The organism is Virgisporangium aliadipatigenens (assembly GCF_016863615.1).
Classification (GTDB): domain Bacteria; phylum Actinomycetota; class Actinomycetes; order Mycobacteriales; family Micromonosporaceae; genus Virgisporangium; species Virgisporangium aliadipatigenens.
In genome coordinates, this window is the sequence record NZ_BOPF01000021.1 from 1 (window position 1) to 14,287 (window position 14,287).

Genomic DNA, 14,287 nt, shown 5'->3' on the forward strand with positions numbered 1-14,287 from the left:
CTCACGCTGCAAGACCCTACCGGCAGCGGCCGCGATGTCAGTGAACTCGCGCACTGTCAGCTGCTCGCCCCGCGTTCCCGGAGAAATGCCGGCGCCGGTCAGAACCTCCTCGGCGCGCACGGCGCCGCCCGCCCACGACGCCAGCGCGGCCCGCAAAGTCTTACGCCGCTGGGCGAACGCGGCCTCGACCACCGCGAACACCGCTTCGCGCGGCGCACCGGGCGGCGGCTCCCGCCGGCGGAACGCGACGAGCCCACTGTCCACATTGGGCACCGGCCAGAACACGGCCGGCGGCACCCGACCGGCGGGCCGCGCCTCGGCGTACCAGGCGAGCTTCACGGTCGGCACCCCGTACACCCGCGAACCGGGCGCCGCGGTCAGCCGGTCGGCGACCTCCTTCTGCACCATGACCAGCCCGGACGTGAGCGTGGGCAGCTCCGCCAGCAGCGTCAGCACGACCGGGACGGCCACGTTGTACGGAAGGTTGGCCACGAGCGCGGTCGGCGCCGGCCCCACGAGATCGGCGGCCCGGACCTTCAGCGCGTCCGCGTGCCGAACGGTGAGCCGGTCGGCGCACTCCGGCGCGCGGGCCGCCACGGTCTGCGGCAGCGCGGCGGCCAGCACCGGGTCCAGCTCCACGGCGTGCAGGTGCGCCACCTCGGGCAGCAGGGCGAGCGTGAGCGAACCGAGCCCGGGCCCCACCTCCAGCACCACGTCGTCCGGCGTCAACGCGGCGGCCTTCACGATGCGGCGCACGGTGTTGGGGTCGTGCACGAAGTTCTGGCCGAGCTGCTTGGTGGGGCGGATCCCGTGGGTCGCCGCGAGGCTGCGGATCTCGGCCGGTCCTAAGAGACTCACAGGCTCACCATGGTCCGAAGATCCGTTCGCCGGTCGCGGAGATCGCCGCGCACAGCTCGTCGACCGGTGTCTGCGCCGCCTCGGCGAGCCCGCGGACGGTCAGCGGGATGAGGTACGAGGCGTTCGGGCGGCCGCGGTACGGCATCGGCGTCAGGTAGGGCGCGTCGGTCTCCACCAGCAGGTGCGAGACCGGCGTGACGGCGGCCGCGTGCTTGAGGTCCGCCGCGCTCTTGAACGTCACCGTGCCCGCGAACGACAGCACGAACCCGCGCGCCACGCACTCCCGGGCGAACGCCGCGTCGCCCGAGAAGCAGTGCATGACGACCGTGTCCGGAGCACCCGCGTCGTCCAGCACGCGCAGCACGTCGGCGTGCGCGTCCCGGTCGTGGATCATCAACGCCTTGCCGTGCCGCTTCGCGATCTCGATGTGCGCGCGGAAGCTCTTCTCCTGGGCGGAGAAGCCCTCCGGCCCGGTGCGGAACGTGTCCAGGCCGGTCTCCCCGATGGCCCGCACCCGCGGGTCCGCGGCGAGCGTGTCGATCTCGTGCAGCGCACCGTCCAGATCGGACAGTCGGGGCGCCTCGTTGGGGTGCAGCGCCACCGTCGCGACGATCTGCCGGTGCTTGCCGGCGGCGTCCACGCCCCAGCGCGACGAGGCGACGTCGACGCCCACCTGCACCAGCCGGTCCACCCCGGCGGCGGCGGCGATCGCCAGCGCGTCCTCGACGGTGCGCGGCCCACCCGCCTCCGGCGGCGTCTCGAACATCAGGTCCAGGTGCGTGTGGCTGTCGAGCACCGGCACGGCGAGCGGCTCCGGCGGCGGCGGAAACTCCCCGTGCCGCCCGGATCCCCTCTTACTCACTGCTGCCCCGCGGCCAGCACGTCGCGGATGGCGTCCAGCGAACCGGCCTCCAGGTCGGCGGCCTTGCTGCCGGCGCCCTGCACCCGCGTCACGACCATCAGGTTGCGCCACCGGGTGAACGTGAAGACCTCGGTCAGCTCAGCGCTCACCCGTACGTGGTACTGCCACGTGTCGTCGCCGATCCCCGGGACCTGCTTCGGCTCGCTCGCGATCTTCGCCGGTGGTTCCCGCCAGATCTTGATCAGGTCGGCGGCCACGTCCGGCGCGCCCTTCCCGGTCACGGCGCTCGGCGCGGTCACCTCGACCTCGAGCCCCAGCCGGTCCTTGTCGGACTGCCACACGCACGCGCTGCGGAACGTCCGGTCGGCGGGCGAACGGTCGTTCTCGCGCGAGCCGAAGACCAGCTTCTGCACCGTCTCCTGCCGCACGGCCCCGCAGGCCGACGGCGCCGCGGTGAGGTCCGTGGCCGACGGGGCCGGGCTCGCCGCGGTGCCCGACGCGCCGGACTGCACCCCGGCGAGCACCTCCCGCATGACGCCGAGCGAGGCGCGTTCGACCTCGGTCATCGACAGCGCCCGCAGCGGCCCGCCCCACCAGGCGGTGCTCTCGAAGCGCACGTCGAGGATCAGGTTCTTCACCCGCACGGTGAACGTCGCCGTGCGCTGGTCGGTGCCGATGTACCACTTCTGGGCGGCCTGGTCGCCGAGGCCGGCGACCGGCGGGTTCTTGCCGGCCGACCAGCGGTCCGCGGTGAAGTCGGCGCCCGCCACCTCGGTGGCGCTCTTCCCGCCGGCGGCGGAGTAACCGCGCAGCTTCACCTCAAGCGCGCGGGAGACGTCGCCGTCGCGGAACACCCAGCGGCACTTGCCCTCGATGTTGCTCGGGGTCGGGTCCGGGCTCACGCCGGCGGGCGGCTTCGGCTGCTCCGGAACGAGGCCGCGCACCGTCGCCATCGAGACGGTGCGACAGGGGTCGGGCACCGAGCGGTACTCGCCCTCGGCGAAGGTGCCCGGGAGCTGCGCCTCCCAGGAGGGTTCGACCACCGGCTCCTTCGGCCCCTCGCAGGCGGCGGTAGCCGCCAGGGCGACCGCGGCCAGCAGGCCGGACAGCCAGCGCCGTCCCATGCCTTCCACCTCCCGCTCGCAGACAACCCGGACAATCTATAGGGCGCTCTCAGCCGAGCAGGGGCGGCGGGGGCACCGGGCCGTCCTCCGCGTCGTCGTCCTGCGCCGGAACGGCCGCGCCGATCCACCTGTCGAGGTCCGGCCCGTGCACGACGCGGTTGCCGAAGACGCTGTTCAACGGGTCGCGCTGGGCCGTTCTCGTCATGCGTTCGACGGGGAGGCCGCCCCTGCGACGCGCGCCGGCGATCACCACGTTGCCGTAGCGGCGGCCGCGTAACAGCCCGGCCTCGGAGAGCACACACGCGTCGGCGAAGACCTCCCGCACCGTCGCCGCCTGCACCCGGGAGAACGCCAGCGGCGGCACGTCGACGACGTTCGCGGCGTAGCGGCCCGTGTGGGTCAGCACCCGTGCCGCCGCCCGCACGAACTCGACGCTGGTGACGCTGCGGGGCATCCGCGCCGCCCGGTACACGTCCACGATCACCAGGTCGAACCGCCCCGCCGGGGCCGCTTCCAGGGCCGCCCGCGCGTCGTCGAGCGTGATCGTGACCCCGGCGTCGACCGGCAGCGGAAGTTCGCTCTCGACGAGGTCGATCAGCGCGGCGTCGCGTTCGACCACCTCCTGCGCGGAGCCGGGGCGGGTGGCCGCCACGTACCGCGCCATCGTCAGCGCGCCGCCGCCGAGGTGCAGCACGTCCAGGGGCTTGCCCGCGGGTGCGATCGTGTCGATCAGCCACGACAGCCGCCGCATGTACTCGAACTCCAGGTGGGTGGGGTCGGCGAGGTCCACGTAGGACTGCGCCACCCCGTCGATGTGGAGCATGTACGCACCGGGCCGTTCCGGATCGGAACGGATCTCCGCCGTGCCAAGGTCCACTTTCCGGCGGATCATGTACGAAACCCTAATCAGGGCCGGTTCGCCTCGCGGTAGTGCCCCGTTCACGCTCCGGAAAAACTGCACTCGTAGCGTCGCGCCCATGACCCTGCCCGAGGCCGGCGCCGTGTCCACCACCGACGATGCCTCGCTGACAGTGACGTTCGACGGGGTCGTGCACCCCGCCGTCAGCGTCGCGCGGGGGGCCGCCTACGAGCTCTTCGGCGCCGATCCCGGCCCCGGCTGGCTCCGGAACCCGCGCCCCGGTGCCCGGTGGCCGTTCCGCCGCTTCGTCCCGGCGGCCGAGGCCGACCTGATCTCCGGCACGCCCGACGCGGCCGAGGACGCCCCGCTGTACGCGCCGGTGAGCCGCCGCCTCTCCTGGGACGCCCTGCACGCCCTGAGCCAACGACCCGCCGACGTCGACTCCGCGACGATCCACGCCGTGCGGCGCACCGCCACCGTCCGGCGCGGCACCCGGATGGCGCTGGTCCTGCCGGCCACCGCCCTCGCCGACTACCTGCACGGCGCGCTGCCGGGCGGGTTCTGCTACCGGGAGAGCGACATCGCGCACCTGCGCACCCCGGCCGAGCTGTCGGTGCTGGGCGGCGACGGGACCGAGGTCGGGGTCAGCTTCGTCCTGCACTGGCGGGCCACCGACGGGGCGGACTTCGAGGTGCCGGTCGGTCCGCGGTTCGCCGGCCTGGTCGCCATGCCGACGGGTTCGCGCGTCGGACCTCCCGTCATCGGAACGGGGTTCGCGCCCAGTTCCCACCATCTGATTCCGGAGTTCGTGACCCGTGACTTCGCGGACCTGCCGGTGCCGGCCCGCGCCTCGCTGGTCGCCTACACGCCGGACGGCTCCGAGGTGCAGCTCTACAGCTACCTGGCCGAACAGGCCTCCTGGGTGCGCATGTGCGGGCCGCGCTGGCGGCCGCTGCTGGAGCTCGCCGGCGTCAACCCCGAGCAGGAGTACTTCCACGTGGCGCCGCCGCTGACCCGGCTCGTCGGCCGGTACCGGGGCGACATCTTCGACGCGATCGCCGACCCGCCGGAGGAGTTCCGGGTGGCGGCGAAGAACCGGGCGGCCCGCTGGGCGGTCGAGACCCTGGCCCGGCGCCGCTACGAGGTGACCTGGCAGGGCGCGGCGACCACCGTGGTGCGGGCCGAGGAACGCTGGCTGCGCCTGCGGCTGTGCGCGCCGGACCCGGACAACGTGGCGCGGCTCGGGGCGCAGTGCGTCGCCCGCGGCCTCTACGAGACCTGGGTACCGCGCGGTCACGTCGCCGAGCTGCACGAGGTGGACCTGGAGTACCCGCCGCCGCGGGCCGCCTGAGTCGGACGGCCCGACGGCGGGCTCAGCTCTCGAGACGGGCCAACTCCTCCTCGACGATGGACTCGTCGAGCTTCTTGAAGATCGGCTTCGGCGGTGCCAGTTCGCGGCCGGCCTCGATCGGCACCGACGCCCAGCGCGCGCCGACCGAGTAGTCGCCGCCCAGCACCGGATAGCCGGGGCCGCCGTCCAGGTCCTCGACCTCGCGGATCTCCGGCATCGGCGCGTGCACGTCCTTGCCGCCGAGCAGCTCGTGCACCTTCTGCGCCGAGTGCGGCAGGAACGGCGTCAGCAGCGTGTTGCAGTCGCTGACCGCCTGCAGCGCCACGTGCAGCACCGTGCCCATGCGCTCGCGATCCTCCTTGAGCTTCCACGGCGCCTGCTCGGAGACGTACTTGTTGACCTCTCCGACGACGCGCATCGCCTCCGAGATGGCCTGCTTCTGCCGGTGCCGTTCGATCAGGGAACCGACCGTCCCGAAGCCGGCCCGGACGGCGTCCAGAAGCGCGCGGTCCTCGGACGTCAGCTCGCCGGCGGCGGGCACGGCGCCGAAGTTCTTCGCGGCCATCGAGATCGACCGGTTGACCAGGTTGCCCCAGCCGGCCACCAGCTCGTCATTGTTGCGGCGGCGGAACTCCGCCCAGGTGAAGTCGGTGTCCTGGGTCTCCGGGCCGGCGACGGCGATGAAGTAGCGCAGCGCGTCGGCGTCGTAGCGGGACAGGAAGTCGCGCACGAAGATCACGACGGCTCGGGACGAGGAGAACTTCTTCCCCTCCATGGTCAGGAACTCGCTGGAGACGACCTCGGTCGGCAGCGCGAGCTTGCCGAAGACGCCGGGCTCCCCGCCGTGCGCGCCCTCGCCGTTGTACGCGAGCAGCTCGGCCGGCCAGATCTGCGAGTGGAACGTGATGTTGTCCTTGCCCATGAAGTAGTAGGCGCGGCTGTCGCCGTCCTTGGTCCACCACTTCCGCCACGCCTCCGGGTCGCCGGTGCGCCGCGCCCACTCGACCGAGGCCGACAGGTAGCCGATCACCGCGTCGAACCACACGTAGAGGCGCTTGTTGGCGTTCTCCTCCCAGACGGGGATCGGCACCGGGATGCCCCAGTCGATGTCCCGGGTCATGGCGCGCGGCTTCAGGTCCTCCAGCAGGTTCTTGGAGAACTTGAGGACGTTGGGCCGCCAGTCGGTCCTGGTGTCGAGCCACTCGCCGAGCGCCTCTGCGAGCGCGGGCAGGTCGAGGAAGAAGTGCTCGGTCTCGATGAACTTCGGCGTCTCGCCGTTGATGCGGCTGCGCGGGTTGATCAGGTCCACCGGGTCGAGCTGGTTGCCGCAGTTGTCGCACTGGTCGCCGCGGGCGCCGTCGTAGCCGCAGATCGGGCAGGTGCCCTCGATGTAGCGGTCGGGCAGCGTGCGGCCGGTCGACGGGGAGATCGCGCCCTGCGTGGTCTGCTTGATCATGTACCCGTTGCGGTGCACGGTGCGGAACAGCTCCTGCGCCACGATCGCGTGATTGCGCGTGGTGGTGCGGGTGAACAGGTCGTAGGAGAGGCCCAGCGCGTGCAGGTCCTCGACGATCATGCGGTTGTACCGGTCGGCGAGCGCCTGCGGGGTGAGCCCCTCCTTCTCGGCCTGCACGAGGATGGGCGTCCCGTGCTCGTCCGTGCCGGAGACCATGAGCACGTCGTGGCCCGCCATGCGCATGTACCGGCTGAACACGTCGGAGGGCACCCCGAACCCGGATACATGACCGATGTGGCGCGGGCCGTTGGCATATGGCCAGGCGACCGCGGCGAGAACGTGACTCATAACGGACCAGCCTAGTTACGTCCGTACCGGGGCCGCGAACGGATAGCTCGTCCGACACGCGCGAGGGATTCTAAGGACGAACCGCCACAAAATATAGTGCAATGGGACTATGACACGTTCTGCGGACCGCCGACCGCCACCGGAATGGCCGCTCGCCGCCGACCCGGAAGGGGGCGACGGGCCGCAGGACCGGTTCCGCGTACTCGATGAATCCCTGCTCAACGAGGCGCGGCGGCGCGACGACGCGGACTCCTTCCCGCTGTGGCCGCAGGTCGAGACGCAGGGCGAGGAGAGCCCGCGCGAGCCCGCACTCCGCCGCGACCTCGAACCCGCGCAGGAGCCGCTGGAGCCGCCCCAGGCGCCGGACTGGGCCACCCGGGCGACCCGGCACCGGTTCCTCGAGGACCCCTCCTACCGGGCCCGGTTCGGCGAGGGGGAGACGCCGGCCTTCGACACCACCGACAGCGGGTGGCCGATCCTGCCGGCCGCGGCGTCCCCCGGACCGGTGGCGCCGGTCTCCCCCGCCGTACCGGCGACCGTGATCGTCGAGGGCACGTTCATCGAGGAGCCGCCTCCGCTGCCGCCCGCGCCGGTGGAGTCCGCGCTGCCGCCCGCGCAGCAGACCGAGTCCACGCGGCCGGTGGAGCCCGTCCGGGCGACCGCGCCCGCCCAGGCGAAGCCGCCGCTCGAAGGCGCCGGCGGCCTCACCATCACCCCGCGCCGGGGCGCACTCCGCACCGAGCCGCCGCGCACCGGCATCCCGCACACCCGCCAGACCCGGCGGCCGCTGGCCGGCCTCACCGCCCTGCTGCTGCTCGCCATCGTGTCGGCGTTCTTCGGCTGGGTGACGGCCGAACCGTTCTGGCTGGCCGTCGGCCACTCCGAACGCGGCACCGCCACCGTCAGCCGCTGCACCGGGGACGGGCTCACCCGCCGGTGCGAGGGGACGTTCAGCGTCGACGGCAGGCTCAGCCGGGTCGCCGTGCCGATCCTGGGCGACGCGCCGGCGCCGGGGCGTTCGGCCGCCGCGCGGATGACCTCCACCCGAGGCGACCGCGTGTACGTCGGCACGAGCAGCCGCGAACAGGCGGGCGTCGGCGTCGGGCTGCTCGTGCTGTGCGGGCTGGGGATCGCGTGGGCCACCGGAGGGCTGCGCCTCGCCGGCCGGCGGGCCCGGACGGCCGCGGTGGCGTTCAGCCTCGCCGGGCCGCTGCTCCTGTTCGCCCTGATGCTCGCCGCCACCTACTGACGGGCGCCCGACCCCGGACGGGAGCGGATCACGGCGTCGTAGACCTCGCGCTTCGGAACGCCGTGCGCGACGGCCACCGCCGCGATGGCGGCCTTGCGGGCGGTGCCGCCGGACTCCAGCGCGGCGACGGCCACGGCCAGCCCCTCGTCGGTGGGGCGTTCGGCCGGCGCCGCCGGTGCACCGCCCACGACGAGCGTGATCTCGCCGCGCGGCGGGTCGTCCGCCACGGAGGCCACCAGCTCCGCGAGGGTGCCCCGGCGCACCTCCTCGAACGTCTTCGTCAGCTCGCGCGCCAGCGCCGCCGGGCGTTCGGGGCCGAAAATTTCAGCCAGATCCGTGATCGTGCCGGCGATGCGGTGCGGCGCCTCGAAGAAGACGAGCGTGCGCCGTTCGTCGGCCAGTTCGCGCAGGACGGCGCGGCGCTCACCGGGCTTGCGGGGCGGGAATCCCTCGAAGCAGAAGCGGTCGCAGGGCAGGCCGCTCAGCGCCAACGCCGTCGTCACCGCGCTCGGCCCCGGCACCGCCGTCACCGGAACGCCCGCGTCCACCGCCGCACGGACCAGCCGGAATCCCGGATCCGACACCGACGGCATCCCCCCGTCGGTGATCACGGCAACCGTGCGGCCGGCGCGCAGTTCGTCGAGCAGCTCCGGTGTGCGCCGTTCCTCGTTCCCCTCGAAGAAGCTGACCGAACGGGCGACCGTGACGTCCAGGTCGGCGGCGAGTCGCGCGAGCCTGCGGGTGTCCTCGGCGGCGACCGTGTCGGCCTCGGCAAGGGCGCGCGCTACCCGCGGCGACACGTCGGCCGGATTCCCCAGCGGGGCACCCAACAGGATCAACGGCACCGGACACTCCCTTCTGCGGCGGTGGAGGCACCACCACCGAACGGCCCCAGCAGCCTACGATCGCGGGGTGAGCACCGAGCCCGCAGTCGCGGTGATCGACCTGTCCAAGGAGACCCAACCGTCTCCGGTACCGCCGCCCCCACCCCCGCCCGGGATCACCGAGGAGGTGCGGCAACGGCTCGCCGTCGTCGGCAGCGACGCGATGTCCTGGTGGGCGACCGGCTTCGTCGTCTTCATCACCGCACTGCTGCGCCTGGTCAACCTCGGCCGCCCGCCGCAGATCATCTTCGACGAGACGTACTACGCCACCGAGGGCCAGGAACTTCTGGCGCACGGGGTGGAGTGGCGGCCGGAGAGCAACACCGGCGACTTCGTGGTGCACCCGCCGCTCGGCAAGTGGCTCATCGCGCTCGGCGAATGGGCGTTCCGCGACGGCGGGCAGTACACCGCGTTCGGGTGGCGGATCTCGGCCGCGATCGCCGGCATCATCTCGGTGCTGATCGTCACCCGGATCACCCGGCGGCTGTTCCGCTCGACCGTGCTCGGCTGCGTCGCCGGGCTGCTGATCGCGCTGGACGGGCTGCACTTCGTGCTCTCCCGGGCGGCGCTGCTGGACATCTTCCTGACGGTGTTCGTGGTGGCGGCGTTCGGCTGCGTCGTGATGGACCGCGACCAGCGCCGCGTGCGGGTGCTGCGGGCGTTGGAGTCCGGGGCGAAGCCGGGCTTCCAGATCCGCTGGTGGCTGCTCCTCGGCGGGCTCATGCTCGGCTGTGCCGCCTCGGTCAAGCAGAGCGGGGCGTTCTTCGTCCCGGCGATCTTCCTCATCGTGCTCATCTGGGAGATCGGGCTGCGGCGCACCATTTCCTCGTCGGCCCCGTGGCTGCACGCCGCCCGCGGCGTCGCCGGGTGGCTCGGCGGGTTCACCCTCATCGGGTTCGTGGCGTACATCGCCAGCTGGGCGGGCTGGTTCGCCACGGACACCGGCTACAACCGGCACTGGCTCGCGGCGCAGGGCAAGTCCGAGCCGCCGATCATCGGCGCGCTGATCAACCTGTGGGAGTACCACAAGGCGGCGTACGGGTTCCACCGCGGGCTCAGCTCGCACCACGACTACCAGTCCTGGCCGTGGCAGTGGCTGCTGATGGGCCGGCCGGTGGCGTTCTACTGGGAGACCAACCAGCCCTGCGGCGCGGAGAAGTGCGCGGCCGAGGTGCTCCTGCTCGGGACGCCGATCCTGTGGTGGTCGTTCATCCCGGCGCTGGCCGGGCTGCTGTGGTTCGGCATCGCGCAGCGGGACCGGCGCGCCGCCGGCATCGGGATCATGATCGCGGCGGGGCTGCTGCCCTGGTTCTGGTACCACTACGACGGCGGACGCACGATGTTCGTCTTCTACGCGCTGCCGGCCGAGCCGTTCCTGGTGATGGCGGTCGTCTACGTGCTCGGCGCGATCATGGGGCCGGCGCCCCTGGCCACCGGCGACGGGTTGGGGATCGGCCGGATCAACAGCAACGTCTTCTTCGAGAGACGCGGCATCGGCGCCCTGGCCATCGGCGCGTACGTGCTGCTCGTCGCGGCCTGTTTCGCGTACTTCTATCCGATCTACGTGGGCGAGTCGATCCCGTACGAGGACTGGTGGGCGCGCATGTGGCTCGGGACGCGCTGGGTCTAGCCCGTTCGGGCACGGCGTGGCGTCTTACGGAAAGCCCTGCGTGCGGTTAGGGTCCCGCGATGGCCGGCACACTGTCCCGATACGCCGTCGAGGCCGCCGAGCTTGAGGCGGCCGCCGCTTCGAGCGGGTCCGACGCACCACAGTTGCTCGTCGAGGCCGCGCACCAGTGGCGCCTCGCCGGCGACTCCGAACGTTCCCAGGGCCTCCTCGGCACCGTGATCGCCGGCGGCGGCGAGATGGGCTGCTACGCGCGGGCCGAGCTGGCCGGGCTGCTGTTCGACGCCGGTGCGCGCGACGCGGCGTTCGCCGAGCTGGCGCTGCTCGCCGACGACCCGCAGTGCGGCGACGGGCCGAGCCGGGTGGTGGCGGAGCTGCTCACCGATCAGGGCGCGCTGACCGCCGCGGTGCCGTGGTACGACCGGGTGGTGACGACCGGTGACCCGATCCTCGAGGTCAACCGCAGCCGGGTCCGCAAGCGCCTGGGCCTCGCCGACCCGGAGTAGGTCAACCCAGGGCCGCGCGGATCGCCGTCGCGAGCGACTCCTCCGTCGCCGCGTCCAGTCCCGCCATTGTCCGGGGGAACGTCTCACCCAGGTCGATCAGCACGTCGAGCACCACCTCGCCGGCGAGATCCCCCGCGGGGCCGACCTTCGAACGGGCGCTCGCGATGCGCGGGGCGTTGACCATCGACACCGCGATCCGGCGCAGTTCGTCCGCCGTCAGCGGCACCGACGGGTCCCACGCCCGGCCGGCGTCGAAGCGGCGTTCGTCGAACTCGGCGATCTTGCGCTTGACCGCCGGCCGGCCCTCGGGCGGCAGCGCGGCGTCGGGCCGCACCACCACGCCCTCGGCCAGGTTGCCGTCGATCGGCGGCAGGCCGAGCAGGCCCGGCACCCGGGTCGGATATCTGACCGGTACGGCGTCCACCTCGGACTGCCGCCCACGGGCCAGCAACGGTACGGAGTCCAGCCCCGCCGCCGCCGCGACCCGCGCCACCTCGGCGTACGGCAGGTAAGCACCGCCGTCGACCAGCACGTCGAAGAGCGCGAACCTGATCTCCGGCGCGTACCAGATCCCGGTCTGCACGGGTGCGGCTCCGGGCACCGGCGGCACGTCGGGGTGCGGATAGTGCCCGCCGTACAGCTCGCCGTAGAGCCGCACGGCGGCGTTGCCCGTCTCCCCGTGGGCGAACCGCGCCGCCGCGCCGAAGCGGAGCGCAGCAGCTGCCACCCGAAGAACGGCTCCTCGGCGGCGAGCCACGCCCGGCGCTTGCCGACGCGCAGTTGGCGGCCGTCGAACGCGATCACCAGCTGCGCGCCGTGGATCTTCTCCGTGGCCACCCAGGTGCCACCCACGCGGCGGCCGGCCGGGTCGGCCACGAGCGGGATCTTCGGGTATGCGACGTGCTCCACATCGGGCAGGCTGCCGCCCGGATGTCAATAGCGCCACCGGATTAGCCGCATCGGGCCGTGGCACAGCGTGAGTACAGTGATGAAGATCGAGTCCGAAGTGGAGGGTCCGCGTGGTGCAGTCGCAGTCGATGGGCCGCGTCTCGCTGGAGCGCCAGTTCCGGATGTACCGCTTCTACGACGAGCACGGCGCGCTGCTCTACGTGGGCATCACGGGGCGTCGGCCGTTCCGCCGGCTGATGGAGCACGTGTGCGACAAGCCGTGGGCGCCGGAGATGGCGCGCTGGGAGGTGGACCCCGGCGTCTGGACCACCGAGGAAGAGGTGCTGGTCGTCGAGCGGCACACGATCCGTTCCGAACGCCCGCGCTACAACGTCCGCCACAACGAGTCCAACCCGGATCGCGTGTGGGCGCCGCCGGTCCAGCGCGGGGCACCGCCGCAGCAGCAGCGCGGCGGGTGGTCCGGCCGGCGGCCGATGGGTCGGGTGCCGTCGCGTCGCACGCCGTACCGGCGGCTGCCCTGGTACACGCGCATGGCGCGGACGCTGACGTTCCGGGTGTCGGTGCTGTGGCTGGTGCTGGCCGGCGTCTTCGGGGCCGGCGCCTGGTACGCCGCGGATCTGTTGGCAGCAAAGGGCTTCACGCCGGATCTGCCGGTCACCTCGACCGCCGGCGTGGGGGCCGTCGTCGCCACCGCCGTCGTCGTGCGCTGGTGGAAGCGCATCAAGCGGGCGCTCAAGAGGCGACGCTAGGGTTCCGCCCTCCGGTCCTTACTGCTCGGCCGGACGTTCCTATGTGACGCTCAGCTACTCGTTGATGTCTCATAGTCGTGCCACACTTCCCTCTGCCCGACACCGGCCGAGTGTGCCGGGCGAGAGGAGCCCCAGGTGCGCAGCACGACCGCCATCCGTTCCGGCGCCGACCTTCGCCGCTACTTCGCCGCCTCCCCCGGGCAGGCCGAACTGGTGGGCATCGAGTCGGAGTACGGACTGGTCGACCCGCTGACCGGGCGCTCGGTGCCGTACCCGACCGCGGAGGAGTTCCTGCGCGCCCTGCTCGTGGCGTTCCCCCGGAGCAAGCCGGTCCACGAACGGCATCTGCTGGTCGGCGTGCGTCTCGCCGACGGCGCCGAATTTTCCCTCGAAACCGGCTGCGGCCTGGAGTACTCCTCGGCGCCGCGGTCCTCGGTCGCCGGCGCGGTCGACGACACCCTTCGGGACATGACGGCCGCGGCCCGGGTCGGCGCGGAGTGCGGGATCGCGCTGCTCTCCGGGGGCATGCTGCCGTTCACGCCGCCGACCGACGTGCCGTGGCTGCCCAAGCAGCGGGTCGGGGTCATGCGGGACTACTTCGCCGGCCTCGGCGACGACGGCTCCGGGGCGGCCGGGGTGATGGCGCTCACGCTCTCCACCCAGACGTCGCTGGACTACGTCTCCGAGACCGACCTCGAGGAGAAGATGCGGCTGCACGTGGCGGCCGGGCCGATCGCCGCCGCGCTCTTCGTGAACTCGCCGCTCGAAGGCGGCCGGGCGACGGGTGCGCTGTCGCGGCGGATGCAGCTGTGGCGCAAGTTCGACCCGCGGCGGTGCGGGGTGCTGGGCTTCGCCGCCGACGACTCCCCCGCGCTCAACGGGCTGGTCGAGTGGGCCATGGCGCTGCCGATGATCTACCGGCGGGAGGGCGACGCGCACGTGGCCGCGCCGGCCCGGCCGTTCGCGTCGCTGGTCGAGCACGGGTTCGACGACGGGACCCGGCCCACGTTCGACGACTGGGAACTGCACCTGAGCCAGGTCTGGCCGCACGTGCGGGTCCGGCGCACCCTCGAACTGCGCGCGCCGGACGGGCTGATGTGGCCGCACTTCGGCGCGGTGCCGGCGTTCTGGGTGGGGCTCACGTACGACCCGGGGATCCGCCGGGAGGCGCTGGACCTGCTCGCCGGTGTGCGGGCCGACGAGTTGGAGCAGCTCACCGACGCCGTCGCGCTCGACGGGCTGCGCGTGACGGAGCCGCTGGCGGTGCGTTCGTACGCGGCCCGCCTCCTCGAACTGGCACACGCCGGCCTCGCCGCCCGGGTCGCGCGGGGCGTCGAGCCGGAGCGGGTGTTGGGCCTGCTGGAGCCGCTGGACGAGGTGGTCGAGAGCGGCGTCACGTTCGCCGAACGGACGCTCGCGCGCTGGTCGACGGAGTTCGAGGGGCGGCCGGAGCGGTACGTGGCCGCCTACCGCGTGCCGGACACACCCGGCGCCTAGCCGATCAA

General features: G+C 72.8%; 13 protein-coding genes. 6 read left to right on the forward strand and 7 right to left on the reverse strand.

Annotated elements, in window-relative coordinates; genetic code table 11:
* The 4 genes from rsmA to Val02_RS26550 form a co-directional block, all read right to left on the reverse strand.
* Positions 1-858 (reverse strand): 16S rRNA (adenine(1518)-N(6)/adenine(1519)-N(6))-dimethyltransferase RsmA (rsmA, locus tag Val02_RS26535; protein ID WP_203901940.1); only part of this gene is annotated, 858 nt, incomplete at its 3' end.
* 4 nt (positions 859-862) lie between these two features.
* Positions 863-1,720, reverse strand: a complete 858-nt coding sequence (locus Val02_RS26540) for a TatD family hydrolase (protein WP_239153340.1) — start codon at positions 1,718-1,720, stop codon at positions 863-865.
* On the reverse strand, positions 1,717-2,844 hold the full coding sequence (locus Val02_RS26545; RefSeq protein ID WP_203901942.1) for a hypothetical protein: 1,128 nt from the start codon (positions 2,842-2,844) through the stop codon (positions 1,717-1,719). Before Val02_RS26545 ends, Val02_RS26540 begins: the two co-directional genes overlap by 4 nt.
* Before the next feature lie 49 nt (positions 2,845-2,893).
* Complete coding sequence (locus tag Val02_RS26550; RefSeq protein ID WP_203901943.1) at positions 2,894-3,736, reverse strand: spermidine synthase; 843 nt, start codon at positions 3,734-3,736, stop codon at positions 2,894-2,896.
* 85 nt (positions 3,737-3,821) lie between these two features.
* Between Val02_RS26550 and Val02_RS26555 the strand changes: the two genes are divergently transcribed.
* Positions 3,822-5,054 carry a hypothetical protein gene (locus Val02_RS26555; RefSeq protein ID WP_203901944.1) on the forward strand — a complete coding sequence of 411 codons (1,233 nt, stop codon included), beginning with the start codon at positions 3,822-3,824 and terminating at the stop codon, positions 5,052-5,054.
* Between the two features lie 22 nt (positions 5,055-5,076).
* On the opposite strand, the gene metG is transcribed toward Val02_RS26555, so the two are convergent.
* The gene (metG, locus tag Val02_RS26560) at positions 5,077-6,858 is read right to left on the reverse strand and encodes a methionine--tRNA ligase (RefSeq protein WP_203901945.1); all 1,782 of its coding nucleotides are present in this window, start codon (positions 6,856-6,858) and stop codon (positions 5,077-5,079) included.
* Between the two features lie 109 nt (positions 6,859-6,967).
* On the opposite strand from metG, the gene Val02_RS26565 reads away from it, so the two are divergent.
* Positions 6,968-8,107, forward strand: coding sequence for a hypothetical protein (locus Val02_RS26565; RefSeq protein WP_203901946.1), 1,140 nt, complete (start codon positions 6,968-6,970; stop codon positions 8,105-8,107).
* Here Val02_RS26565 and rsmI read toward each other — a convergent pair.
* Positions 8,101-8,952, reverse strand: a complete 852-nt coding sequence (gene rsmI / locus Val02_RS26570; RefSeq protein WP_239153341.1) for a 16S rRNA (cytidine(1402)-2'-O)-methyltransferase — start codon at positions 8,950-8,952, stop codon at positions 8,101-8,103. The two genes, Val02_RS26565 and rsmI, sit on opposite strands and share 7 nt — an antisense overlap.
* A 67-nt stretch (positions 8,953-9,019) precedes the next feature.
* Between rsmI and Val02_RS26575 the strand changes: the two genes are divergently transcribed.
* Both Val02_RS26575 and Val02_RS26580 read left to right on the forward strand, forming a co-directional pair.
* Positions 9,020-10,621, forward strand: a complete 1,602-nt coding sequence (locus tag Val02_RS26575) for a dolichyl-phosphate-mannose--protein mannosyltransferase (RefSeq protein WP_239153342.1) — start codon at positions 9,020-9,022, stop codon at positions 10,619-10,621.
* 59 nt (positions 10,622-10,680) lie between these two features.
* Positions 10,681-11,124 (forward strand): hypothetical protein, encoded by a 444-nt coding sequence (locus Val02_RS26580; protein WP_203901947.1) that lies wholly within the window; start codon positions 10,681-10,683, stop codon positions 11,122-11,124.
* A gap of 1 nt (position 11,125) precedes the next feature.
* Here the strand turns inward: Val02_RS26580 and Val02_RS26585 are convergent, their stop codons facing one another.
* A complete protein-coding gene (locus Val02_RS26585; RefSeq protein WP_203901948.1) occupies positions 11,126-11,851 on the reverse strand; it encodes an RNA ligase family protein in 726 nt (241 codons plus the stop codon).
* A gap of 292 nt (positions 11,852-12,143) precedes the next feature.
* Here Val02_RS26585 and Val02_RS26590 point away from each other — a divergent pair, with 292 nt between their 5' ends.
* Positions 12,144-12,782, forward strand: coding sequence for a GIY-YIG nuclease family protein (locus tag Val02_RS26590; RefSeq protein ID WP_203901949.1), 639 nt, complete (start codon positions 12,144-12,146; stop codon positions 12,780-12,782).
* 135 nt (positions 12,783-12,917) lie between these two features.
* Positions 12,918-14,279 carry a glutamate-cysteine ligase family protein gene (locus Val02_RS26595; RefSeq protein WP_203901950.1) on the forward strand — a complete coding sequence of 454 codons (1,362 nt, stop codon included), beginning with the start codon at positions 12,918-12,920 and terminating at the stop codon, positions 14,277-14,279.
* Positions 14,280-14,287: the final 8 nt, after the last annotated feature.

Excerpts from the sequence above, each read along its gene's own strand:
- Val02_RS26565 (WP_203901946.1), top strand. The coding sequence starts at position 6,968 with ATGACACGTTCTGCGGACCGCCGACCGCCACCGGAATGGCCGCTCGCC.
- metG (WP_203901945.1), bottom strand. The coding sequence starts at position 6,858 with ATGAGTCACGTTCTCGCCGCGGTCGCCTGGCCATATGCCAACGGCCCG.
- Val02_RS26545 (WP_203901942.1), bottom strand. The coding sequence starts at position 2,844 with ATGGGACGGCGCTGGCTGTCCGGCCTGCTGGCCGCGGTCGCCCTGGCG.
- Val02_RS26555 (WP_203901944.1), top strand. The coding sequence starts at position 3,822 with ATGACCCTGCCCGAGGCCGGCGCCGTGTCCACCACCGACGATGCCTCG.
- Val02_RS26580 (WP_203901947.1), top strand. The coding sequence starts at position 10,681 with ATGGCCGGCACACTGTCCCGATACGCCGTCGAGGCCGCCGAGCTTGAG.
- Val02_RS26550 (WP_203901943.1), bottom strand. The coding sequence starts at position 3,736 with ATGATCCGCCGGAAAGTGGACCTTGGCACGGCGGAGATCCGTTCCGAT.